At 59.1% G+C, this 24610-nt stretch carries 22 protein-coding genes; 16 read left to right on the forward strand and 6 right to left on the reverse strand.

The genetic code is table 11. The annotated features are described in order from the left end of the window. Window positions 1-2: 2 nt before the first annotated feature. Both HQN82_RS15540 and HQN82_RS15545 read right to left on the reverse strand, forming a co-directional pair. A complete protein-coding gene (locus HQN82_RS15540) occupies window positions 3-1094 on the reverse strand; it encodes a rhodanese-like domain-containing protein (RefSeq protein ID WP_022562814.1) in 1092 nt (363 codons plus the stop codon). A gap of 41 nt (window positions 1095-1135) precedes the next feature. Beyond that, window positions 1136-2743 (reverse strand): ABC transporter substrate-binding protein, encoded by a 1608-nt coding sequence (locus HQN82_RS15545; RefSeq protein ID WP_022562815.1) that lies wholly within the window; start codon window positions 2741-2743, stop codon window positions 1136-1138. 398 nt (window positions 2744-3141) lie between these two features. Here HQN82_RS15545 and HQN82_RS15550 point away from each other — a divergent pair, with 398 nt between their 5' ends. The 14 genes from HQN82_RS15550 (at window position 3142) to HQN82_RS15615 (ending at window position 20294) form a co-directional block, all read left to right on the forward strand. Further along, window positions 3142-3984 carry an NADPH-dependent oxidoreductase gene (locus tag HQN82_RS15550; RefSeq protein WP_006698371.1) on the forward strand — a complete coding sequence of 281 codons (843 nt, stop codon included), beginning with the start codon at window positions 3142-3144 and terminating at the stop codon, window positions 3982-3984. A gap of 299 nt (window positions 3985-4283) precedes the next feature. Further along, window positions 4284-5312 carry a ketopantoate reductase family protein gene (locus HQN82_RS15555; protein ID WP_022562816.1) on the forward strand — a complete coding sequence of 343 codons (1029 nt, stop codon included), beginning with the start codon at window positions 4284-4286 and terminating at the stop codon, window positions 5310-5312. A gap of 51 nt (window positions 5313-5363) precedes the next feature. After that, on the forward strand, window positions 5364-5936 hold the full coding sequence (locus HQN82_RS15560) for a TetR/AcrR family transcriptional regulator (protein WP_022562817.1): 573 nt from the start codon (window positions 5364-5366) through the stop codon (window positions 5934-5936). Window positions 5937-5948: 12 nt separating this feature from the next. Continuing rightward, complete coding sequence (locus HQN82_RS15565; RefSeq protein WP_064263436.1) at window positions 5949-6551, forward strand: 2-hydroxychromene-2-carboxylate isomerase; 603 nt, start codon at window positions 5949-5951, stop codon at window positions 6549-6551. 96 nt (window positions 6552-6647) lie between these two features. Further along, the gene (locus tag HQN82_RS15570) at window positions 6648-8024 is read left to right on the forward strand and encodes an FAD-binding oxidoreductase (protein ID WP_173615191.1); all 1377 of its coding nucleotides are present in this window, start codon (window positions 6648-6650) and stop codon (window positions 8022-8024) included. Window positions 8025-8062: 38 nt separating this feature from the next. Continuing rightward, window positions 8063-10459, forward strand: a complete 2397-nt coding sequence (locus tag HQN82_RS15575; protein WP_022562820.1) for a molybdopterin guanine dinucleotide-containing S/N-oxide reductase — start codon at window positions 8063-8065, stop codon at window positions 10457-10459. Between the two features lie 343 nt (window positions 10460-10802). Beyond that, window positions 10803-12458, forward strand: a complete 1656-nt coding sequence (locus HQN82_RS15580) for an ABC transporter substrate-binding protein (RefSeq protein WP_022562822.1) — start codon at window positions 10803-10805, stop codon at window positions 12456-12458. A gap of 38 nt (window positions 12459-12496) precedes the next feature. Then, window positions 12497-13507 carry an ABC transporter permease gene (locus tag HQN82_RS15585; RefSeq protein ID WP_022562823.1) on the forward strand — a complete coding sequence of 337 codons (1011 nt, stop codon included), beginning with the start codon at window positions 12497-12499 and terminating at the stop codon, window positions 13505-13507. Beyond that, the gene (locus HQN82_RS15590; protein ID WP_004445358.1) at window positions 13504-14349 is read left to right on the forward strand and encodes an ABC transporter permease; all 846 of its coding nucleotides are present in this window, start codon (window positions 13504-13506) and stop codon (window positions 14347-14349) included. The genes HQN82_RS15585 and HQN82_RS15590 overlap by 4 nt, the downstream gene beginning before the upstream one ends. Beyond that, a complete protein-coding gene (locus HQN82_RS15595) occupies window positions 14328-16046 on the forward strand; it encodes a dipeptide ABC transporter ATP-binding protein (RefSeq protein WP_173615192.1) in 1719 nt (572 codons plus the stop codon). Before HQN82_RS15590 ends, HQN82_RS15595 begins: the two co-directional genes overlap by 22 nt. Continuing rightward, the gene (locus HQN82_RS15600; protein ID WP_022562825.1) at window positions 16043-17176 is read left to right on the forward strand and encodes an LLM class flavin-dependent oxidoreductase; all 1134 of its coding nucleotides are present in this window, start codon (window positions 16043-16045) and stop codon (window positions 17174-17176) included. Before HQN82_RS15595 ends, HQN82_RS15600 begins: the two co-directional genes overlap by 4 nt. Window positions 17177-17283: 107 nt before the next feature. After that, complete coding sequence (locus HQN82_RS15605; protein WP_004445361.1) at window positions 17284-18387, forward strand: LLM class flavin-dependent oxidoreductase; 1104 nt, start codon at window positions 17284-17286, stop codon at window positions 18385-18387. Window positions 18388-18500: 113 nt separating this feature from the next. Then, entirely contained in the window at window positions 18501-19682 is a 1182-nt protein-coding gene (locus HQN82_RS15610) for an acyl-CoA dehydrogenase family protein (RefSeq protein WP_048902886.1), read from the forward strand. Window positions 19683-19733: 51 nt separating this feature from the next. Then, window positions 19734-20294, forward strand: a complete 561-nt coding sequence (locus HQN82_RS15615) for an NAD(P)H-dependent oxidoreductase (RefSeq protein WP_022562827.1) — start codon at window positions 19734-19736, stop codon at window positions 20292-20294. A 355-nt stretch (window positions 20295-20649) separates the two neighbouring features. On the opposite strand, the gene HQN82_RS15620 is transcribed toward HQN82_RS15615, so the two are convergent. Beyond that, entirely contained in the window at window positions 20650-21423 is a 774-nt protein-coding gene (locus HQN82_RS15620; protein WP_064263438.1) for an SDR family oxidoreductase, read from the reverse strand. 87 nt (window positions 21424-21510) lie between these two features. Here HQN82_RS15620 and HQN82_RS15625 point away from each other — a divergent pair, with 87 nt between their 5' ends. Further along, window positions 21511-22128 (forward strand): TetR/AcrR family transcriptional regulator, encoded by a 618-nt coding sequence (locus HQN82_RS15625; protein ID WP_022562830.1) that lies wholly within the window; start codon window positions 21511-21513, stop codon window positions 22126-22128. A 115-nt stretch (window positions 22129-22243) separates the two neighbouring features. Here the strand turns inward: HQN82_RS15625 and HQN82_RS15630 are convergent, their stop codons facing one another. Then, window positions 22244-22696, reverse strand: a complete 453-nt coding sequence (locus HQN82_RS15630) for a hypothetical protein (protein WP_022562831.1) — start codon at window positions 22694-22696, stop codon at window positions 22244-22246. 425 nt (window positions 22697-23121) lie between these two features. Here HQN82_RS15630 and HQN82_RS15635 point away from each other — a divergent pair, with 425 nt between their 5' ends. Further along, window positions 23122-23844: a DUF72 domain-containing protein gene (locus HQN82_RS15635; RefSeq protein WP_022562832.1), complete on the forward strand. Its 723-nt coding sequence runs from the start codon at window positions 23122-23124 to the stop codon at window positions 23842-23844. Window positions 23845-23931: 87 nt separating this feature from the next. Here the strand turns inward: HQN82_RS15635 and HQN82_RS15640 are convergent, their stop codons facing one another. Together HQN82_RS15640 and HQN82_RS25665 are read right to left on the reverse strand one after the other, a co-directional pair. After that, entirely contained in the window at window positions 23932-24231 is a 300-nt protein-coding gene (locus HQN82_RS15640; RefSeq protein ID WP_004445373.1) for a hypothetical protein, read from the reverse strand. A 56-nt stretch (window positions 24232-24287) separates the two neighbouring features. After that, window positions 24288-24422, reverse strand: coding sequence for a hypothetical protein (locus tag HQN82_RS25665; protein WP_272913824.1), 135 nt, complete (start codon window positions 24420-24422; stop codon window positions 24288-24290). Window positions 24423-24610: the final 188 nt, after the last annotated feature.

Here is a 24610-nt window from a genome sequence, read left to right on the forward strand (position 1 = left end):
GTCTAGGCGGCTGCCGCTTCGGCACCCTGTTCGAAGTCGTGTAAATGGGGCGCGATTTCGAATCCTCTGCGTTTCAGCCAGTGGGCCACGACCCTGGCGCGGGCGCCGAGCAGGTCATCCACCAGAATGACCCGGGCACCGCGCACCGCGATCGTTCGATAGGCGACACCGAGAAGCTGCCCGCCTTCCGACGAAATTGAGCCCTGCAGATGGGAAGTCTCGAACTCTTCCGGTGTGCGCACGTCCAGGAAATAGGTCGTTCGTGATGGGTCCTTCAACCATGTCTCGGCAGTCGGACGGTCGATGAAGCGCAGATCGTCATCCCTGGAAAAGGCCTTCAACCGCGCCTCTGCAATCTCTTTCGCTTTGGCGCTGACATGCGAATATGTTCGGGAGCGGCCTGTTTCCAGCTCAAATCCATCATCCGTCCAGCCGCGCGTCCCATCATGCAGGTAACTGACATCGTTTTCGACACCGGCGTCGATCAATGTCTGCGCGCCGAGAATTGCGCGGGGCAGGCCCGCGCAGGAGACGACGACCCTTGTTTTTGGCGAGGGAACGAGATCGGAAAAGCGCAGCAGGAGTTCGGCACCCGGCACACCGATCGCACCGGGCACATGTGCCTTTTCATATTCCGGCAATGTGCGCGTATCGAGGATGACAACATCCTCACCGGCTTCCTGCCACGCCTTGAGCTCACGCGCAAAAACCACAGGCGTGTTTTTCTCGCCTCGCACCTTCTGAACGAAAGGAACGCCAGGAATATCGAATGTCGGCAACGCCTCGACGCCACCTTCGATCCATGCCGGGATTCCGCCACGCAGAAAATGAATGTCGGTCCAACCCTTGGCGGCAAGCCGTTCGGCCGCCTGCTCCGCGCTGCCTTTTCCATCATCCACCAGCACGGTGCGCACGACGGGGCGAGGAATGAAGCGATCGATTTCCGCCTCAAGCCTGTCAACCGGAAGGTTCGTGGCAAATAGCGGTGAAGCATACCCCACTTCCTCGGCGGTACGGATATCCAGAACCGCAAGTTCCCTGCCATCCCGCAGCCATTCGATGAGACGATCTTTTGTTACAGCAAATACGGACATTGCGTTTTCTCCTGACAAATCCGGAATTTTCATGCGGGGTTTCAAGCGGTCGGATCGAGCCACAGATCGCCGAAACTCCAGTTCAGCCCCTGCGCGCCGGTGACATAATTCCTGACCCGCTTGTGCGCCACGATCTGGCTTCCCGCCGCCACGAGATCGACGGAGGCAACGTCGTCATGGATAAGATGCTGGAACTTGCTCCAGGTTACCCAGCGTTTCTTCGGATCCGGTTCGATGGCGGCCGCCTCAAGAAGCGCATCCGCCTCTGGATTGGCGTAGTTTGCCGCATTGGAAAAGGGCAGCCCGATCTTGAAATTCTTGCTCCAGTAGGCGCGCTGGATGCCGAGCGACGGGTCGAAGGTATTGGAGAGGGATTCCACCACCAGATCAAAGGCGCGGTCGGTGTAGACAGTTTTCAGATAGGTCGGCAGGTCGTATTTGCGGATTTCAACGGCAATGCCGATCTTTTCAAGCTGGCTGCGAAGAACATCGGCATAGCCGGGCGTTAGATAGGAATTATACGTCAATCGTACTGGAAAACGCTTGCCGTCCTCCTTGCGCGGATATCCCGCCGCGTCGAGTAACTTTTCCGCTTCTTTCGGGTCGTAGGCATATGGCTTGACCGAAGCATCATACCAGTTGGGAAGGGCCGTGCTGACGGGGCTGGGTGATATCTGCGCATAACCGAAGAGCGCTACATTGACGATCTCATCGAGGTTGATTGCCTTCGCAATGGCCAGGCGAACATCTTTCTTGCGGAAGATTTCGTTATCGTAATTGAAGAACAACTGCTGCTGCGGACCCGCATAGGCATAGGTGTTCGTATCCAGAACGAGATCGGGGTTCTGCTTCAGCCGTTCGAGATCCGCCAGCGGCACGGGGTTGTCGCCAAGATCGACTTCCCCCGTCTCCAGCGCCACTGCCCGCGCAGCCGGGTCGGTGATGATGCGCAGGATGATGCGATCAAGATAGGGTTTGCCAGCATCCCAATAATCGGGATTTCGATCGAAGATCAGATGGCTCCCCGGCGTCCATTCGGTCAGTTTGAAGGGGCCGGTGCCAATAGCAGTCTGCAGCGTCTGGCCATCGGCGGGCTTCAGCTTTTCGAAAATATGCTTCGGCACGATCGGCGATTCCGAACTCGATTGCGCAGCAATGAGAAACGGTGCGGGTTTGGACAGAACGATAATGGCAGTGAGGGGATCAGGCGTCTCCACCGCCTGAACGTTCTGGTAGGTTATGCGGCCGCGCGGGTGTGCTTCTTTCAGGCGGAAAATCGAAAAGGCAACGTCTTCCGATGTAAAATCTTTGCCGTCATGCCATTTCACATTTGGCCTGAGTTTGAACGTATAACGCAGGTGGTCATCGGAAACGGACCATTCCGTTGCCAGCAAGGGCTGCGGCTTGAGGTCGAAATCGAATGTGAGGAGGCCTTCAACAATCTTTGGGCCGATCGCCTGCCCCGTGCCTGACGATGTGTTGATGGCGAAAAGCGCGTTGCCGGGATCGACACGATAGAGCAGCCTGAGCGTGCCGCCGGAGACGGGCCGGCTCGCATCGCCACCCGCCGCGAACACCGAACCAGGCAGGGCCGTTCCTGCCGTTGCCAAAAGAAGCATTTTATTGAACTGCCGGCGTCCGATCGTCATGAAAATCCCCGTTTGAAAACGTCGTTTCGATGACGAAAGCATCGGGGCAATGCGGCGCATTCCTAAGGATAAAATTCTTCCTCCTAGTCGAAGAAATCATTCCTTGCGGAATTTTATTTCAATACTTACGCAAGCAGGCACCAAAACTCGCGCTGAATTGCCCCATCCATCGGGATCTTCGTTGCGCATCCGGAGCAGATGGTGGAATGCGAAGAAATCTCGCCGGCGTTTGTTTCAGCATTCCCGTGGAAATGTTGTTTCATCGCAAAATCGCGATTGAGAAGGACATTGCTCGGCAGATGCCTCGGCCGGCCATATCAAATCACAGGAATTTGCCGCCTTTCTGATCCGCACATTCGAGCCCGACCCTTCCACCCCCAATTATGGAGTTTCATCCGATGACCCCGCCCAGTCCGATTACCAAACTGGAAATCCCACAGCAGCGCGTCGAGGCCCGTTATGGAACGCAGGCCGATTTTTCTCCGCCTTTCTGGAATGACACCATCGACGCCTTGCTGAACCATCGCACCGCCCGCGCCTATCTGCCCAAGGCTCTGCCGGAGGGCAGCCTGGAGCTTCTGGTCGCCGCCGCGCAATCAGCGCCCACATCATCCAATCTTCAGGCGTGGAGTGTGGTTGCGGTGCAGGACAAGGAGCGCAAGGCACGACTGGCGGGTTTCACCGGCGGCAACGCCCATATAAAGGATGCCCCCCTTTTCCTCATCTGGCTTATCGACCTGAAGCGGCTGCGCACGGTCGCTTCACGCCAGGGGAATGAGGGTGAAGGACTGGATTACCTGGAAAGCTTCCTGATCGGCGCCATCGACGCTGCATTGGCAGCGCAGAACGCTGTTGCCGCAATTGATTCAGTCGGCCTGGGCTCCTGCTACGTCGGCGGCATCCGCAACAGGCCGGAGGACGTGGCCCGCGAACTCAACCTACCTGCCGAGACGGTTGCCGTCTTCGGCCTGACGGTCGGCTATCCTGACCCGGCGGTAAAAACAGATGTCAAACCGCGCTTGTCACAATCATCCGTTCTGTTTCATGAAACCTATTCGGAACCCGCCCACGATGACCTCAATTCTTATGATGAGGTATTAAAGGTGTTTCAGGAAAAACAGGGCCTGCCCCAAAATGGCTGGACAGGGCCCATTGCCCAGCGTGTGGAGAACGCCGCCGCGCTGAAGGGCCGTGCGGAACTGAGCCGGACGCTGCGTCGCCTCGGTTTCGCTATCAAATAAATTCCATTGCGGCTGACGGTATAACGAAGGCGCGCCCTTGCCCCGGCGATACAAGGCGCGGGCCGGGGCGGCGCAATCTCTCCCGAAATCACCGGTTTCGGGAACTTATTTTCTATAAAATTAGTAGATATAGAATGACCGGTCTTCCTTTGCCCCGCTCGAAGGCCTTACGATCCGTTCAGAATGCTCCTGAACGCATCCTGCCACCGTCCTCAACCGCCGCCGAAACCGCCGAACCAATCACCACACCAATATCTCCGTAAATCCGGAGCGTAAAAAGACAGGACGAGAAACGACAGATGCCACGTTATGTTATCATTGGCGCCGGCGCGGTGGGCGCGAGCCTTGCAGCACAGTTTGCACTTTCCGGCATTGATTATGCACTTTTCGGGCGGGGAGCCCAGATAAGCCATATCAGGCAGCATGGCCTCACCTTTCAACGACCCGCACAGACGCGGCAGATCGATCTGAAGGTCTTCGACCTGACGGATCTTCCGGAATTGAGACGGGATGATATCCTCCTGCTCACGGTGAAGGCTCAGGATGCCATAAGCGCACTCGCCTTCTGGTCCTGGCAGAACGTCTCCAGCACGACGGCACCGGCGGCTGCACAGCTGCCTATAGTGACTTTTCAGAATGGACTGGCGACTGAAGCCAATGCCCTGAGAACATTTTCCAGGGTCTATGGCGCAAGCATTCTGACACCGGCGCGGTTCACAGAAACCGGGAAGGTGGTGGTTGGCGGCGAGCCGCAACTGGGCATCGTGACGGTCGGGCGTTTTCCGCTCGGACAGGATGAGGTGACGACGCAGGTCACGGCAGACCTCAACAGGGCGGGATATCTTGCCGAGGCCAGCGACGATATCCGCCGCTGGAAAGCAGCAAAGCTCCTTCACAACGTTCGCAACGTCCTCGAACTGTTCGACGGTCCGGCCGATCTGAACGACAAGATCAGCGCGGCGCTGGTGGATGAAGCCCGCCATGTGCTCGACGCGGCAGGTTACACCCTCGCCTCGCCCTCCGAGCGAACCGTAGACATCTCGAACTGGCGAGTAGCGCCGAACAGCGGCATTCACCCGGGCCAGCAATCGACGTGGCAGAGTTTCAGGCGCGGAGCCTCAAGTGAGGTGGATTTCCTCAACGGAGAGATCGTATTGCTCGGCCGGCTTCACAATGTGCCAACGCCCTATAACGACGCTGTTCAGACGCTGGCCGGCAAACTGGCGCAACAGGGCGGGTTTTCAAAGCCGCTGCCGCTCGATGCAATCACGTCGCTCATCGCCGGCCCGGACCAGCCGGCGCAGCCGAATCCCGCCAGCCCTTCGTGACCGGCGGCCTCAAGCAGTGCGATTTATCAAACGACAGTGTGAAACGATATAATGAGAGAAGCCATATCAGACCATATACTCACCGCCGCCGGCACGCTCTTCTATCGCGAAGGCATCCGGGCTGTCGGCATCGATCGGATCATCGAGGAAGCGAATGTCGCGAAGGCGACGCTCTACCGGCATTTCCCTTCGAAGGATCATCTTGTTGCAGCCTATCTGGAAGCGCGTCATGAGCGGGTGATCCACGCGCTTCAGAACGTGGTGGATGCGGACATGGCTCCGAAGGAGCAGATCCGGCTGATTTTCGAGCAACTCCACGAAAAGGCCGACAGCCCGGATTTTCGCGGCTGCGCCTTCGCTCTCGCGGTTGCCGAACATGGCGAATCCGAGCGGGTCGTGTTCGTTGCGCGTACCCATAAGGCGAAGGTCAGGGACCTGTTCGCCGCTATCCTGGCGAGGGCCGGCAGCACAGTGGAGATCGCCGCCGCCCATCTCTCACTTCTCTACGAAGGGGCGCTGGCGACCGTCGCGGTTGGACGCGACCCCAAGGCGGTGCTGATCGCGCGTGACTGCGCTCTCTCCGTTTTCGCCACGGCCGCCGCCTCCACCGATCAACCGAACTGAAAGCAGCAGACAATGACAAAGACGATCGATTATTTCTTCAGCATCGGCTCACCCTGGGCCTTCATTGGTGTTGAACCCTTTGCCGCCCTGGCGAAACAGCAGGGCGCCACTATCCGCCCTCACCTTATTCCGCTGATCGAGGAAAACGGTGGCATTTACTCGAAAAATCGCCCGGAGGCCAGACGCGTTTACTGGATCACGGATCTGAAGCGGTGGGCGGCATTGCGCGGAAAAGTGCTCAATTTCGACAATCGCGCTGCGCTCTCGGATCCGTCCCCGGCAGGCCTGATGGTTGCGGCGGCAATCGAAACCGGTGAAGACTGGCTGAAGCTTGCAGTTGCACTGCAGGAGGCTTTCTGGGTCCGCCGTGAAGACATCGGCAAGGCCGACATCCGCCAGGCCATCGCGACGGCTGCAGGCTTCGATGCTGTAGCCCTCGATGAACATGGCAAAAGCGACGCGGTTGCTGTCTTGCAGAAGGCGAGCTTCGAAGCTGCCAGGGCCGCCGGTGTGTTCGGGGTTCCGACCTATCGCTATCAGGATGAACTCTACTGGGGGCAGGACAGCCTTCCGTTCCTCGAGCGTCATCTCAGGGGCGAAAAACTGGCCGCCTGATGTTCACTGCCAGATGGCGTCGCCGGCCGCGCGCCTCGCCCTCAAGGTTTGTAAGTCTGTCGCAGTGTTTTGCGACCCGCCTACACGGAATGTTTTATGCCTGACCTGTCTCCTTCTCTCATCCGATCCCTGCGAGACCTCCTCGGGGAGCGTCTTTCAACGTCGCCGACATTGCGCGAGCAGCACGGGCGCGGCGAGGCGCATCACGCAGCCGCCTTTCCCGATGCGGTCGCTTTCGCGGAAACCACCTCCGAAGTGTCCGAGATCGTGCGGCTATGTGCGGCGGAAAGCGTGCCCGTCATCGCTTTTGGCGCCGGCACTTCCCTGGAAGGGCATCTGACAGCCGTCAATGGCGGAGTCTCGATCGACCTTTCACGCATGTCGAAAATCACCCGTATCAGCAGTGAAGATCTGGATTGTACGGTCGAGGCCGGGGTAACGCGGGAGCAGTTGAACACATATCTGCGAGACATGGGACTGTTCTTTCCCATCGATCCCGGCGCAAACGCTTCGATTGGCGGCATGGCTGCAACCCGCGCTTCCGGCACCAACGCCGTCCGCTACGGAACAATGCGTGAAAACGTACTGGGCCTGACCGTGGTGCTGCCGACCGGCCAGGTTATCAAAACCGGCGGTCGCGCCAGAAAGTCTTCTGCCGGATACGACCTGACGCGGCTGTTCGTGGGTTCGGAAGGAACGCTGGGGATCATCACCGAAATAACCCTTCGCCTCTATGGAATACCCGAAACCATCTCGGCGGCGCTCTGCTCTTTCGAGAGCGTCGAACAAGCAGTCGCGGCGGCCATTCAGGTCGTGCAACTCGGCATCCCCGTCGCCCGCATGGAGCTCATGGACCGTGGCCTGATCACGGCCGTCAATGCCTATTCCGGGCTGGAGCTGAAGATCGAGGACACATTGGCTTTCGAGTTTCACGGCTCGCCCGCCGGCGTTCAGGAGCAGGTCGATATGGTGTCCGCCATTGTGGAAGACCATGGCGGCAAGGATTTCGAGTGGGCCAACGCCCCCGAAGAACGCAATCGCCTCTGGAAAGCGCGCCACAACGCGTTTTATGCTGTCGTATCGCAAAGGCCAAACGCCAAAGGCTGGTCTTCGGATGTCTGTGTTCCGGTCTCGCAGCTCAGCAACTGCATATTGAAGACCCGCGAGCTCCTGCAGGATTGCAGCGTACCGGCTGCCATTCTCGGCCATGTCGGCGATGGCAATTATCATGTCGTCTTCGCGGTCGATCCCGGCAATGCGGAAGAGCTCGGCGAGGTGGCGGCCATCAACAAGAAGATGGTGCAATACGCCCTCTCGGTCGGCGGCACCTCGACCGGCGAACATGGCGTGGGCACCGGCAAGATCGCCTACCTGCGTGAAGAACATGGTGACGCGGTCGATCTTATGGCGCTCATCAAACATGCAGTCGATCCAGCCGGCTTCATGAATCCCGGCAAAATCCTGCCGAGATAGAATGTTACTTTGCGATCCGCGACCGCTGGGGCGACACGATGAATTCTTTCAAGACTCACAGTTCTCACTGGGGCGCCTTCTCCGGGCGGCTCACAAATGGGCGACTGGAGATAAAGCCTCACTCCGGCGACCCCCATCCATCCCCGCTACTGGGCAATCTTCCGGCGATCGCCGACAGCCCCGTCCGCATCCGACGGCCCGCTGTCCGGCGGGGGTGGCTTGAGCGCGAAACCGACCATGCACAGCGGCGGGGCGCTGACGACTATGTCGAGGTCAGCTGGGCCGAAGCGACGACACTGGTCGCCGACGAACTGAGGCGGGTCTACGACAGTCACGGTCCAAGCGCCGTGTTCGGCGGCTCTTATGGCTGGTCCAGTGCCGGTCGCTTTCATCACGCGCAAAGCCAGATCCACCGCTTCTTGAATGTCCTCGGCGGATATGTCCGGTCGGTCAACACCTATAGTTCCGGTGCGGCCATGGTCATAATCCCCCATGTCCTGGGCCCTTATGACAGCTTCGACCGAAAGAGCGTGACCTGGGATGCCATCGAACGCAGCAGCGAGCTGGTGCTCGCCTTTGGCGGGATGGCGATCAAGAATGCCGATGTCCACGGCGGAGGGATCAGCACGCACACGGTCCGGCAAAAACTTGCCGGCGCGAAGGCTCGCGGTGCGCATTTCACATTCATCAGCCCTCTGGCAGACGATTTCCCCGCTGAGGCGGATGCCGAGTGGCTTCCCATCATCCCGGGCACCGACGTGGCGATGATGCTCGGGCTGGCGCACGTCCTCGTTACGGAAGGGCTGCACGACCGGACGTTTCTGGAGCGTTATACGGTCGGATATGACCGGTTCGAAAACTATCTTCTCGGCAGGGAGGACGGCCAGCACAAGAGCCCGGAATGGGCGGCCGAAATCTGCAACATCGCGCCGGACACAATACGCAAGCTGGCGCGCAGGATGGCCGGTTCGAGAACCCTGATCACCGTCAGTCATTCGCTGCAGCGGGCCGATTACGGAGAGCAGCCGGTGTGGATGGGCATTGTGCTTGCCGCCATGCTCGGCCAGATCGGATCGGACGGCGGCGGATTTTCTTATTCCCTTGGCGCGTTGGGCAATATCGGCAAGAATCTGCTCGCCGTTCCCCTGCCAACGCTGCAGCAATTCAAAAACCCTGTGCCGGACTACATTCCCTGCGCACGCATCTCCGATATGCTGCTCAATCCCGGCGCCGAGTTCCATTACAACGGGCGCACGCTTCTTTATCCTGACATCCGGCTTGTCTATTGGGCGGGCGGCAATCCATTTCACCATCATCAGGATATCAACCGGTTGCGAGCCGCTTTCAGGCGGCCGGAAACGATCATCGTCCACGAGTCCGCCTGGACCTCCACCGCCAGACACGCCGATATCGTGCTGCCCGCCACGACCACGCTTGAGCGTGATGACATCGGTGCCGCCGATCGCGATCCGCTGATGATCGCCATGAAGCGCCTGATCGCCCCCGTCGGCGAAGCACGCGACGATTACGAAATATTCGCCGGCATTGCCCGCGAACTGGGCAGGTTCGAGGCCTTCACCGAAAACCGCAGCAGCGGAGAATGGCTTGCCTTTCTATACGAAACGACCCGTCAGGCACTTGCCGCGTCGGGCCATGAGGCGCCGGACTTTGAAACCTTCTGGGAACGCGGAGAACTGTCCCTTCCAGTCAAGCCGGACGACGGTGGACCGGCGCGCGCTTTCCTTGAGAATCCCGCAACGAAACCGCTGGCGACCCCCTCAGGAAAGATCGAGATTTTTTCCGGGACCGTCGAGGGTTTCGGTTATGATGACTGCAAGGGTCATCCGCGCTGGTATCCACCCAAAATGGAAACTCCAGACGATGCGCACCTCTATCCGCTGCATCTCGTCTGCAATCAACCATATCAACGCCTGCACAGTCAGCTGGACTATGGCGATTTCAGCCGTTCCACCAAGGTCATGGACAGGGAGCCCGTCCGTATCCATCCAGCCGACGCCTCGGCCCGTGGAATATCTGACGGCGATGTCGTAAGGCTTTTTAATCAGCGCGGCAGCTGCCTGGCGGGCGCCCTTCTCAGTGAAGACATCATGCCGGGGGTAATGCAGCTCGCTACCGGCGCCTGGTTCGAACCAGAGGATCCAACTGCCGAAAACTCGATATGCATCCACGGAAATCCAAATATTCTGACCCGCGATATCGGCACATCGAAACTGTCGCAGGCATCGACCGGCCAGATCGCGAAGGTGGATATCGAGCGCTTCACCGGGGCTCTGCCACCCGTGACAATTTTCCAGGCCATGCGATTTGTATCGCGAGACCAGGTCGGCCCAGACGCCGAGCCGTCGTCACTCCACGCCGGAACCCCCGCATTCCAAGGGGCCCTGAAACACCAATCCAAACAGCCGCCGAAATGACGATAAAATAATTCACTAAATCCATAGAAAAAGAATAACCAGTCTTTCTCCCTCACGCCTGACTGCTAGGTTAAGGGCAAGACGGACAGCGCAGAAGGGGATCGCGCCATGACTGGAATATGTAGAAGCGGGCGCGCTCCTCTGCCACGCAGGTTCTCGGGAACCGCTCGCTAGCGTCGCGTCGCCCAATCAGGCCACCAATGAACTTAAGCATCTCCTGCTCGGCCGAGAGGCCGGCGCGGCAACGGTTTGACATGCGTTTGAGCAGCCACCGCAGAAGCACGCGCATCCCAGGAGATGCCGAAATTGCAACGAAAAACTTTGGAATTTTCAGGATCATACAATGACAAAGCGTCCTTTCTCATCGTCTCTTTCGCGTCGTCGGCTGCTTCTTACGGCTTCGCTCGCTGTTTCCGCCTCGCTGTTTTTATCGACGGCTGCACCTTTGAGTGCTGTGGCCGCAGACACGCCACATGATGGCGGTGACATCACGTTTCTGATCGATTCCCTGGGCGACACGTGGATCCCCAACAACAGCGCGATCTCCAGTTTCCAGGGCCATATATGGGGTCATGTCACGGATAAGCTGCTGTACGTCGATGCCGAAGGCAAGGTCAGCCCGTGGATTGCCGAGCGCTGGGAGCAGAACGACACCGCGACGGAGTTCACCCTCCACCTCAAAAGCGGCGTGACTTTCTCCGATGGCGAACCGCTGGATGCCAAGGCCGTCGTTGCCAATCTCGACATCTGGTATGCCGGCCGCAAGAACGAGGGCATCAACCCGATCGGCCTCTTCCCCAAGACCTATGATCACGCCGAAGCGGTTGGTGCGACGACGGTCAAGGTTTTCTTCAAGAAGCCGACGCTCGGGTTCATTCCGACGCTTGGCTACCACGGCTCCATCCTGATCTCTCCCAAGACCATTGCCCAGCCTGCCGGCCAGCAGGCGGACCTCAGCAAGACCGCAGGCAGCGGACCGTATGTGGTGGAGTCCTGGAAAGAGGGCGACCACGTCACCCTGGTCAAGCGCAAGGACTATAATTGGGGTCCCGCCGCAGTCGGCCACACCGGCCCCGCATATCTCGATACCATCACCTACAAGCTGGTCTCTGAGCCATCCCTTCGCGTCGCCTCCGTTCAGTCCGGTCAGGCGGATGTCGCCTACAATGCCTCGCCCCAGGAACTGAAATCGCTCAAGGAGGAAGGCTTCACCATCGCGACCCCGCGTTATCTCGGCTTCGTCAACGGCTGGGCCGTCAACACCAAGCTTCAGCCCTATGATGATGTGAAGGTGCGTCAGGCACTTCAGGCAGGCATTAACCGTCAGGAAATCATCGACACAGTCTATACGCAGGACTGGAAGCTCGCGACGTCCTTCATCCAGAGCAACGTCCCGGGAGCCACGGATCACAGCGATCTCCTCGCCTATAACCCGGACAAGTCGGAAAAGCTTCTGGACGAAGCCGGATGGGTCAAGGGTGCGGACGGCGTTCGCGTGAAGGACGGCAAGCCGCTGGAATTGACGATCCATTCCAATCCTTATCTGGCAACCTCGAAATCAGTCGATGAGCTGATTGCCCAGCAGCTCGGCCGGCTTGGATGGAAGGTCAATATCAGGGCGTATGATGTCGTGACCTTTGGCGAGAAGGTCAAATTCGGTGGCGCCGCCGTTCCGGCATATGAAGTCACCCGCAGCTTTATCGACGCCGGCACGGTCGCAAGCATCCTGACCAACGCCAATAATGGCGAGAACTGGTTTGCGCTGGACGAGCGTGATGCGACGCTCAACGACCTGCGCGACAAGATCGCTGGTGCAGGTTCCGTCGAGGATCGGAAGCCTCTGCTCGATGGCCTGCAAAAATACGTGCTGGAACAGGGTTACTTCATCCCGCGCACGCAAATCGTCCAGCGCATTTACGTGCAATCGCCGAAGCTGAAGGGCGAAGTCTATAACGGCGTCGCTTATGCCAGCTATTACACAGCGTTCATTGCCGAATGACGCCAGCACCCACCGAGTAACGTCAAGGAGGTGACGGCATGAACAATGCCTACCTAACCTACGCCGCAAAGCGGCTCGGCCAGGCGATCGTCGTCATCCTTCTGGCCTATGTCTTCACCTTCGTGGTCGTCAGCGTCCTGCCTGGCGACCCGATCACCAGCGTTCTGCGGAACCCGCAGAACGGCTTTACCGAGCAGGAGATCGCCGAAATCATTGCGGCACAGGGGCTGGACCAGCCGATCATCGTGCAGCTCTGGCACTCCCTGTCGGCCTTCCTGACAGGCGATCTGGGCATCTCGATGCGCTCCAACCGACCGGTCTCGACGCTCATCGCCGAGGTGCTGCCATCGACGCTGGTCTTGGCCACCGCCGGGCTGACCGTGGCGCTGATCCTCGCCTTTGCGGTCGCCTACGGCACGCAGGTCGTGCCGAAGCGTTACGGACAGGGATTGCTGCGCGCCTTCCCTTCCCTGTTCCTGTCGACACCCAATTTCGTCATCGGCCTGTTTCTGATCCACCTTTTCGGTTTTCAGCTCAGGCTGTTCCGGGTCATCGAACCCGACAGTTTCTGGGCCACGCTGTTTGCGGCGATCACCATCGGCATACCGTTTTCCGCACAGATTGCGGAGGTTCTGATCGCCAATCTCGATCATGAGGCAGAGCAGGATTACGCAGCGGTTGCCCGCAGTCGCGGCATCGGGCCAAGACGGCTTTTCACAACACATCTCCTCAAGCCTGCCTCCTTGCCCGTGGTGACGGTTATCGCCCTCACCGTCGGCGAACTTCTGGGCAACTCGCTGATTACGGAGACGGTATTCGGCCGCACCGGTATCGGCAGTCTCGTCCAGCGTTCCGTCAGCACTCAGGATCTGCCGGTCCTGCAGGCGATCGTCTCGCTGGGGGCCGTGGTGTTCGTCGTCGTCAACCTCATCGCCGATCTCCTCTATCCGCTGCTCGATCCAAGGGTAAAAATTATCGTTGGCCGAAAACGCCGCCTGTCGACGATCGATGACACGTCGCTTGGCCTTGAAACGGGGGCCAAACCATGAGCCTTATTTCCAGCCCGGCTTCCATCAGCAATCCGTTGGAGAGACTGAAAACTCTCAACATAACTGCAACGGTCGCCCTCTCCCTGCTTGTCATCGCAATCGTCGTCGCCTGGTCGATTGCACCGCAGCTTTTCACCACCCAAAGCCCGATCAACGGCGTCCCGGCTGACAAGCTTCTTGCGCCAAGTTTTGCCCATTGGTTCGGCACGGATCATCTCGGGCGCGATCTCTATACACGGGTCGTTTATGGCACCGCTTCATCTGTATCGAGCGCTTTGGTCGCTGTCGTCATCGGCGTCGTCATCGGCGGTGTGATCGGTCTGCTTGCCGGATTTTTCGGCGGCTGGGTGGATATCGTCTTTGCACGTTTTGTCGACGTGCTGTTATCCATCCCGAAGTTCCTGCTGGCGGTCATCATCGTCACCGCAATCGGCTTCGAGACAATCAACGCCGCCATTGCGACAGGCATATCGGCGATCGCCTTCTTCGCCCGTGTGGCGCGCTCAGAGGTCATCAAGACGCGTCAGGCGACCTTCGTGGAGGCGTCGTTTCTCTCGGGTGGCTCACGCGGCTACATTGTGCTGAGACATGTGCTGCCAAACGCATCCCGCTCGATGTTGCCGCTGGCCGTCCTGCAATTCGGCGAGTCCATTCTCGTCATCGCCAGCCTCGCCTTCCTCGGCTACGGCGATCCGCCGCCCTCTTCCGACTGGGGCCTGCTGATCTCGATCGGCAAGGACTACCTCAAATGGCCCTGGCTCGTTTATGCGCCCGCGTTCGTTACGATCGTGACCGTCCTCTCTGTCAACAGGATCAGCCGATGGCTTCGCAAATCGCATTGAAAACAGCGCCGACCCCTCCCCGGATAGTGGCAGAGGCTCCGCAGCCCGCCATACCCCTGCTCGGCGTTGAAAATCTTGCCGTCTCCTACGGGCGGCAGGAGGTCGTGCACGGTGTCAGCTTCGAGCTTGGGCGTGGCGAAAGTCTTGCGCTGATCGGAGAATCCGGTTCGGGAAAGTCGACCATAGCAAAGGCTGTACTAAGACTGCTTCCCAACGGCGCAAACGCCACGGGCCGGGTTGTTTTCGACAGGCAGGACATTCTGGCATTGCCGGAACGACGCTTCAGGCCTTTTCGTGGCCGCGAAATCGGCTTCGTGCCGCAGGATCCGGGCAACTCTCTCAATCCTGTGAGAACAATCGGCGCGCAGGCGCTGGAGGCGGCAGCGCTGACGGAAGAGGCCAACCCCGCAATCCGCAAGCTCCTCATTCTGGAAACATTCGCGAAGGTGGGTCTCGACAATCCGCAACGGGTTTACGATTCCTATCCGCATCAACTGTCGGGCGGAATGCTGCAGCGTGTACTGATCGCGCTCGCAATATTACCGCGCCCCGCATTGCTGGTGGCGGATGAGCCGACGTCGGCGCTCGACGTCACAATCCAGAAACGCATTCTCGATCTCCTCTCCCGTCTTCGCGATGAGCTGAACATCAGCCTGCTTCTCATCACCCATGATCTCGCAATAGCGGCGGAGAGGGCGGACAATCTCGTCGTGCTGAAGAACGGCGTCGTGCAGGAAGCGGGCAGGACATCGGCTATTTTTTCCTCCCCCTCCTCTCCCTATGCCAAAAAACTCCATGGCGACGTGCCCGCGCTCAACCCGGAGCGTTATGCCAAATTTCGCGATCCGGGGTTCAGCCTTCTCGATAGTGACAAATCGCCAAAGATCGCTGTCAGCGGCGTTACCAAGCGCTTCACCGTCGATGGCAAAACCCTGACCGCTGTGGATGATATTTCGTTTACGGTTCCGGCAGGCACGACACACGCGCTTGTCGGCGAATCCGGCTCCGGGAAAACCACGACCATCCGCCTGCTGCTGGGGCTCGAGCAGCCGGAAAGCGGCACCATCACGGTTGCCGACGAGAGCGTTACAAGCAAGAGCCGCGCTTCCCTGCGGTCGGTATGGCGGCATCTGCAACTGGTTTACCAGAACCCGTTCACGTCACTCGACCCGACATGGAAGGTGGGCCAGCTTGTTCGTGAGCCGCTCGACAGATTCGAGATCGGTACTCCGAAGCAGCGATCCGAGCAGGTGCGGGAAGCTCTCGCAAATGTCGGCTTGAGCGAGCACCTCATGGAACGCAAGCCATCAGACCTGTCAGGCGGGCAGCGTCAGCGTGTGGCAATTGCCCGTTCGCTGGTCCTCAAGCCTGATGTGATCGTGTTGGACGAACCCACATCCGCTCTCGATGTCAGCGTTCAGGCGGATATCGTCGAGGTTCTGCTGTCGCTGCAGGCGAAGCTCGGACTGACCTATGTCTTTGTTTCGCATGACCTCGCCCTCGTCAGGCAACTTGCGCACAGCGTTTCCGTGATGCAGCGAGGCCGCATTGTCGAACATGGGACCGTCACCGAGATTTTCGGCAATCCGCGACACGAATACACCGCGTCGCTGCTGAACTCCATCCCATCGGGCATCGCCGGAACGGCCCGCACCCATGCAGCCCCGCACGCGCTGCGGAAGGAACAACTCGCATGAATATTGCAGCAGCGTCGCGCGACCTTCCCGCATTGTTCCGGCCGAAAAGCCGGCTGGGTTTCAATACGCGGGTATCATTCAACGACGATGACGGTCCGGCAAAGGGGCTCCGACAGGGCATAGAATTGTTCAGACAGGCGGAAAGGCTGGGGTATCAGTCCGGCTGGGCCTATCAGCGCCATTTCGACCACTATCTTTCTTCCCCGTTGCCCTTCTTTGCGGCGGTCGGCCAGCATACACGGCACATTACGCTTGGCTCCGCCGTCATCCCGATGCGTTATCAGGACCCTATTCTGCTGGCCGAAGCGGCGGGCACGACCGACCTGCTGATCGACGGCCGGCTTGAACTCGCGATTTCAACCGGGGCAAATGGGGCGTTCGATGCCGTATTCGGATCCGTGGATACCGATGCCCGGACAGAGGCAAAGCGGCGACAGTCGCGTTTTCTTGCCGCCATTGCCGGTGATGTTCTGCACGTTGTTACGCCGAACGACGTTGGTGCGCCTCCGGGAGCCGAGTTGCGGGTGACCCCACACAGCCCCACCTTGCGCAGCCGTATCCGACAGGGCTCCGCCAGTATCGATTCAGCGATTCAGGCCGCCGAACTCGGTATCGGCCTGATTTCCGGTACCGTCCTTCACGATCAGGACGAAGGCGAGACGTTTGGCCAATATCAGGCGCGTATCATCGATGCCTATCGCACTCACTGGCTGCGAATCTGGAAGACAACGCCGCCTCCGGTCGCCGTTGCAGCGTCGATCCTGGTCGGCACCACTCCGGAACTGCGGGAAAAATATGCCGCCTATGACCTTGAACGTCGCACAGTCGGCATTGCGGCCTCACGCCCGAAGGGTGCGCTGGCTCCTGCCGGCCAACCGGCTGGTGCCATGATTTCCCCCGTTTTTCAGGGCGCACCGGATACGGTCATTGAGGCGGTACTGAGCGACCCCGGGCTGGCGGCCGCAGATGAGCTCGTCCTCTTTTTGCCTCCGGCTTTCGGATTGACCGAAAACGTAAGATTGCTCACCGATCTTGCGACGACGGTTGCTCCCTCCCTGGGGTGGAAACCCGGCCCTTATGACGCAGATGCAGGCCCGGCGGCAATCGCCGGTTCTAGGCCACCAGAATAGTCAGGCAATATTTTCTACATTTTCCATAGAAATAGAAAGACCTGTCTTCCTCATATGCCACGTCGGCTTTAGCTTTCACTCGACATTAGAAACAGCAAGGAGCTCCCATGGCTGCGGAATTCATCAGCGTCAGCTTTCCCAACGCATCCAATGATCTGAACCCCATCCCTGATGCTCCGGTCGATCCGCTGTTTCTGGAACGTTACGCGCGGGCACTGGATGACTACGGGTTCAACTACACGCTCATTCCCTATTCCTCCTCTTCGTTCGATCCTTTCACGCTGGGTGCGACGGTGCTTGCGCACACGAAGAACATCAAGATCATTGTCGCGCTCCGCCCCAACACGGTTTATCCGACGGTTGCGGCCAAGTCCCTCGCCACACTCGACCAGTTGAGCGGCGGACGCGTGGTCGTCCACTTCATCGCGGGCGGGAGCGACGAGGAGCAGGCACGCGAAGGCGATTTCCTCAACAAGGAAGAGCGTTACGAGCGTCAGGAAGAATATATCCGCATTCTTCGCCTTGCATGGGCTTCGACGGAGCCGTTCGATTTCGAAGGCAAATATTACCAGTTCAAGCAGTTCCGCAGCGCCGTGCGTCCGACCAATGGCCTTATCCCGATTTCGCTCGGCGGCTCTTCGGATGCTGCTTATCGTATCGGCGGCTCCCTTTGCGACATTTTCGGCCTTTGGGGCGAACCGCTGGCTGAAACAAAACAGCAGATTGACCGTATCTACGCCGAAGCCGCAAAAGCCGGACGCACCGACCGCCCCCGGATCTGGGTGACATTCCGGCCGATCGTCGCCGAAACGGATGAACTGGCCTGGGAAAAGGCGCACAGGGTTCTCGACCGTCTGAACGAGAACCGCCAGAAAGGCCTGTCTCGTGCCCCGGTCAATGCAGCACCTCCTGCCAATATCGGGTCCCAGCGTCTGCTGGATATCGCCAAGCGCGGCGACGTCCATGACCGCGCACTCTGGTATCCGACAGTTACCGCCACCAATGCCAGCGGCGCGACTACCGCCCTGGTCGGGTCGCCACGCACGATCGCCGACTCCATTCTCGACTATATCGACCTTGGCGCCGATCTGATTTCGATCCGTGGATACGACAACTATAATGATGCCGTAGACTACGGACGATACATCCTGCCCCTCGTCCGCGAGGGTATTCGCGAACGCGAAGAGGCGAAGAAGAAGGCAGCCGCCTGATCACGGCAGTCCGACCACGCCGTCGGACCGATCCACCTCTCTTCCAAGACCGGGATCATCCACCCCTGTGACGGATGATCCCGCCTGCCGACCATGAGAAAGCCGCTATCCGCATGTCCTATGACCCCACCGCACTCGACGCAGCCGCGCGCGTCCTTTCCGAAGCCGCACCGGATGCGGATCAGACCGGTCAGTTTCCCTGGACCGGTATTCGCGCCGTTCATAAGGCTGGACTTCTCGAAAGCACGGTGGCCACGCGTTATGGCGGACCGGGAGGAACCTTGAGCACCGCAGCCCATATTCTGGCGGCGCTCGGGCGAGGCGATCCTTCTGTAGCGCTTATCAGCGCAATGACGATTTTTACACATCTCGGGCAGGCCACGAAGGGCCATTGGCCGGACGGTCTCTACAGGGAACTTCTTTCACAGGCAAAGCAGCAGCCGCTTCTTCTGAACGCCGCGCGTGTGGAACCAGAGCTGGGGTCGCCGGCCCGCGGCGGATTGCCGTCCACGCGTGCGCACCGGACGGCAAATGGCTGGTCGATCACGGGCCGCAAGCGCTTCGTAACGGGTGCCTATGGCCTTACCCATTTTCTCGTCTGGGCGCATACCGATGAGGTTCAGCCACGAGTCGGCACCTTCGTTGTCCCCAACGGTCTGCCCGGCATCAAGATTATCGAGAACTGGAAAAGCCTCGGCATGCGGGCGACCGGTTCGCACGATGTCGAGTACACCGAAGTTGAAATCCCGGCAGAAAATGTGCTGGAGCTCGTTGATCCCTCGGTCGCCCAGCAGGATAATCGCGGCCACGCGGCAATGACGCTTGCACTCACTGCCATCTATCTGGGCGCGGCCGAAGCCGCCCAAGAAGCGTTCATCCGCTTCGCGCATGAGCGCGTGCCGGCTAATCTTGGCCGCCCGATTGCGCAAACGGAACGTTTCGTTGAACTCTCGGGTGAAATCGACCTTCTGGTTGCCGGCGCCCGCCAGATCATCTTTGGCGCGCTCGCAAACCATATTGGCGATGCCGAACACCTGATAAGGGCCCGCCTTCTCGCCGGGAGGCAAATCCGCGACGCTGTCCAGCTGGCGGTCCGCGGCATCGGCAACCCCGGTCTCAATGCCGATCTCGGGCTCGAGCGTCATTTCCGGGATATCCAGTCAGTCCTCGTCCATGCACCTCAGGAAGACACGTCCGTCGCCATTCTCGGACGCGCCGCCTTTGAGAAGTGGAAGACCGGCGAGAATGATCGATCGGCACATCCGGCCGGGCTGTCAATTCTCAAGACGGCCTAGGGCGCGCAGACAGAAACCGCATTTATGCAGGATCACCCGAAAGAAAGTTCAATGAGCAACAATCTGATCGTCGGTTTCTCCGGCAACACATCGCGGCCATCAAGCACAAAGCGCTTCGTCGAAAGCGTCAGCGAGGCGCTGGCCGGCCAACTGGGCCTGCAACATCAGGTTTTCGACGTTGAGGATCTCGGCCCCTCCCTAAGCTCGGCACGATCCGTAGCGGACCTGGAAGGCAGCGCGCGGCAGGTCGTTCAGACCATCATCGACGCTGAAGCTCTGGTGATCGGTTCACCGACTTACAAGGGAAGCTATACCGGCCTCTTCAAACACGTCATCGATCTTCTCGATCCCGCCGACCTCAGGGGCAAACCTGTCATCTTGACCGCGACAGGCGGCGGAGACCGGCACTCGCTTGTGGTGGAACACCAACTCAGGCCGCTATTTGCCTTTTTCGAAGCCTTCGTGACGCCGACCGCAATCTACACCTCCGGCCGGGATTACGTGGAAGGACAGGTTTCTCCCGTGGTGAACGCCCGGGTAAATCAGGCAATCGCAGAAGCCGCGCTTCTCGTCAAAGCTCGTTTCGGAAACGTAACAATCGCGGCAGAATAATTTAGAAATGGACGGCTTTTGCCAAGGCAGTCTGCAGGCGCGACAGAACACTATCGGAATTTGGCGGAACCCGCCGCGACAGCGCCGGTGGCTTTGCCTTGCATCCCGCTGGATGGTAGTGCAAAGCGTCTAGACGGCGTGCCGGCAGGATCAATCTGCAGGGATCGGCGCGTCACATGTCCGCGACCACGTTTGCGCGTAGCTCGGCGGCACCGCACAAGGGGATAACGACGCCACGGACACGCGTAGCGCCCGTGGATGTGATGATAAACGACAAGCAAGCTGAACTTAATCAGATTCTCCTCGTGGGCTGCTTTTGCTTGAACAGCTTTAGCTAAAGCAAGAGCAACGTACCCTAGATGCGGGCGCCGCCCGTTGCATCGATCATCTGGCCCGTAGTCCAGCGGGCATCGCTGGATGCGAGGAAGGTAATCACGTCGGCGATATCCTCCGCCTTTCCGACGCGCGAAAATACAGAGAGGGCTTCGGCGCCAGCGCGCGCTTCCGGAGACGACAGCCACTCTGCATTCATGTCGGTTTCCGTGACACCCGGCAGCACGGCATTGACTGTGATACCGCGCGTAGCAAACTCCGGTGCCAGCGCCAATGTCAACGTTTCCAGCGCGCCCTTGGACGCGGCGTAAGCGGGATGAGTCGGCGCTGCGATCCGCGTAAACCCGGTCGAGACGTTGATAATACGGCCGTTTTCACGGATGTGGTCGGCCACGGCCTGGATCAGAAAAAACGGCGCCTTGTAGTTGATCGTCATCACCTCATCGAACGCGGCTTCGCTCGTCTGCGTCAATGGCAGTGCGGGCGCGATACCGGCATTGTTCACGAGAATGTCAAGAGCGGTCGAGCCCGTCTCGATCTGCGCTGCTTCGCTGAACTGCGCCCACAGGCTGTCGGCCGCGTCCTTGCCCTGTCTGAGATCGGCCTTCACGGCGACGGCCTTGACGCCGAGCCCTTCGATCTCGTGCACCGTGGCATTGGCCGCATCCGCGTTGGCGGCATAATGCACGCCAATCAGCGCGGCACCCTCCCTGGCAAAGGCAAGGGCAACCGCCCGGCCGATCCCGCGTGAACCTCCAGTGATAAGGGCTGTCTTGTCTGCAAGTCGTCTGGACATTGATCACTCCGTTGCCAATATAAATAGTGACCCCTACAATAAGGAGCGAAACGCATCTGTCAACAATATAATAGGGATCACTATTTTATGGAGACACCAGTCCGCAGACGAGGCAGACCCCGCCTGCTCGATCGCGACGTTGGGCTCGACATCGCGGCACGGCTGTTTTGGGAGCGCGGTTACGAAGGAACCTCAACCGCCGATCTGACGAAAGCGATGGGCATCAATCCGCCGACGCTCTATTCGATGTTCGGATCGAAGGAGGAGTTGTACCGCCAGGCGCTGGATTTCAGCATTGCTCGTGAAAACAGCCGTCGATCCGACATATTGCAGTCCGATCTGCCGCTTTACGAAGCTCTGAGGCTTTACCTCTACGATATTGCCGATGGAGACACCCAGCCGGACAAGCCGCGCGGATGCATGGTCTCCACGGCCGTCCTGCAGCATGCGGAAGAAAATGCGTCCGTAGCGCGTCTGACGGCGACATTGCGCGAGGCATCAATGCAAGCCCTCAAGACCCGCTTCGACCGTGCAGTCGACGAAGGGGAACTGCCGGCGGGAACCGATACCGACACGCTTGCCCGCTTTTATGGTGCAATCATCCAGGGCATGTCCGCCCAAGCCTGCGACGGTGCCTGCAACGCCTTGCTGAAGCGGCTGATCGACCTTGCTCTCGCAGCTTGGCCCGGAACGCGTATCTCCTGACGGGGAGCAGGCCCGCCGGGTGAGCTGACGATCATATCGTTACCCAGATCGGAGCTGATAACTGAAAGCCTGCGGCAGAACGGAGAATTCCGCAGCCCTTCGGGTCGGCACGTTCTCAGATCTGCACTGGCTTGATGGTGTCTATACGGACATCGCCGTCCATCACCCCTCGCGTCAGACCCTGTCGATCGTGTTCCACTTCGATCACCGTATAGAGTTTTTCATCTCTAAAGGCGCTTGCATTCAACGTCGACACGTCTTCAGCGGGAAGGGCGTCGATCTCCATGAAATCGAGTTCCGCGCCTGCAGCGACAATCCGTGCATCACCCGCCGTCCGCGCTGCGACGACCACGGTTCCGTGGGCAGGCGCATTCTGCCAGCGTGGGTCGTCCGGCGCCGCAACAGGTTCAAGGCGATAAACATTGAGGGTTTCGCCGGCGGCCGTTCCGCGCGCTATCTCGGTGGCATCGTCAAACTGAGCCTGGCTTTCAAGCGAGTAGCCGAACCGATTGGCGGTCGTACCCGTGTTTTCGGCGTAACCGCCACCCGTGGATTTTGAGTTAGACATGATATCTCCTCTCTTTTCCGCCTTGACCCTTGGTACAAACCGCGGACCTTGTCGAAGTGTTCCAAGCCCGGTCGGAACTCAGCCATTAGCCAACTGGCAGCAGCGGAAATTTCAATCATCGGTCAGTCCCGGCTCCGGGTCATTGTCCGGTTTCATCGCTACTCTCACGGGAAGACGCAGACGCCAACACCCAACACTGTGTAACCGGAATACTATTCGAGCACCCGGATCCGTCTCGATGCTGCAACCGGCTATTTACCAGCGAGCGACACTGAAAAGAGCCGGCTGGACCCCCGACCGGATCACCGTCGCGGAACCTTGTCAGCCGACGAGGTTTTAAGACGAACTTGGCTGGAGCAAATTCTTGAGCTGAAATCGAGCTTTAAAGAGTTGAACTGGATCCGGTGAGGTGAAGGAGACACAATTTGCCAATCATTGCCACTGCGGCCTGGTCCATCCCGAGAAAGGTGGCCGACCGGTTCCCGGCAGAAGGGAGCGGCCTTCAACGTTACGCCTCGGTCTTTGATGGAGTCGAAATCAACTCCACATTCTACCGTCGGCACAAGGCGTCCACCTTCGCGCGGTGGGCTGAATCCGTGCCCGACACCTTCCGTTTCTCTGCAAAGATGCCCAAAGAGATTTCGCATACGCGCAGAATGAACCATATAGCCGAACCGTTTGAAACTTTCATAGAAGACCTTGCGCCACTGGGTCGAAAGCGTGGACCGCTTCTGTGTCAGCTTCCGCCATCGCTTGCCTTTGATATCCGGGCGTCAGACAGGGCGTTCGAGGCGATGCGTGGGTCTGATAACGGGCAGATTGTCATTGAAGCCCGGCACGAGAGCTGGGCGTCGCAGGACGCGATTGATTTGCTGAAAACATACAAGATTGACCGCGTTTTCGCCGATCCGGCGCTCGTGTGGCCTGCGGAAACCTTTAACGAACCCCCGCGATATGTTCGCCTGCACGGAAAACCAAAGATCTATTATTCCACTTATAGCGACGATGAGATCAGGCACTTTTGCGAACTCGTTGCGCCTGACGGTTGGTGCGTCTTCGACAACACCGCCTCAGGCGCTGCAATCGAGAATGCTCTGAGCATGACATCCATTCCCGCACGCGATCCTGCGCGCAGGGCATCAGGATGATGCAGCCGCACTTGCGATATCAGTTCCGCGGACGAGGCAGGGATGATACACCACGATATTCCCGCAAATTCACTGCAATTCCACCCATCATATTCCGGATCCGAAAAGCTCGCGGTCATCATCCCCTTCCCAGGGAGATGGCGCCGATAGCCCACCGGTATTCGCCGCCGGAACCGGCATCCAGCACTTCAGCTCCGGTTCCGCATATTCAATTATCCGACCCGGTGAGGAGTCTGAAGCTCGCCAGCCTTCTGCTCCGAGCCGGTCGCCATTGGACCAATAAACAAGATCCACCTGTGCCGGGCCTTGCTCCGACGAGCGGATCGTCACGAGAATCCGGGTACCGTCTTTCGGTGCGCTTGTCATGTGACGCCACGGCTGGTCCATTTTTGCTCTCCCTTGCCAATGCCTTAAGCTTTGCCTCGCCGTGAGAGGCGGTCAATTCAAACTTTTTGAAACTCACACAATGCAAACGCTTCGCTTCCAGTCCCGGCGGCAATACGCCTGTGACAATCTTCCGCGAACGGGAAAAAGCGCATCGCGAGCGGGCCGGCGATCATGTTTGAAGAGGTCGTCATCTCCTGCCCTTCCTTCGCGACACGGGAGTGGCCCGAGAGCCATGTCGGCACGCCTAGCGGCAAAGGCTAACGTGCGGATGACGGAGACCTGAAAAATCGTAAACGCGCCATAGGGATTTCCCATGGCGGCCATCGGTTTAGTAAAGGGCTGCTGCTTCACCAGCCCACCCTGCATTTCTCGTTGATGA

Origin of the sequence: Agrobacterium pusense (genome assembly GCF_013285525.1) — a bacterium.
In the GTDB taxonomy this organism is placed as follows: domain Bacteria; phylum Pseudomonadota; class Alphaproteobacteria; order Rhizobiales; family Rhizobiaceae; genus Agrobacterium; species Agrobacterium pusense.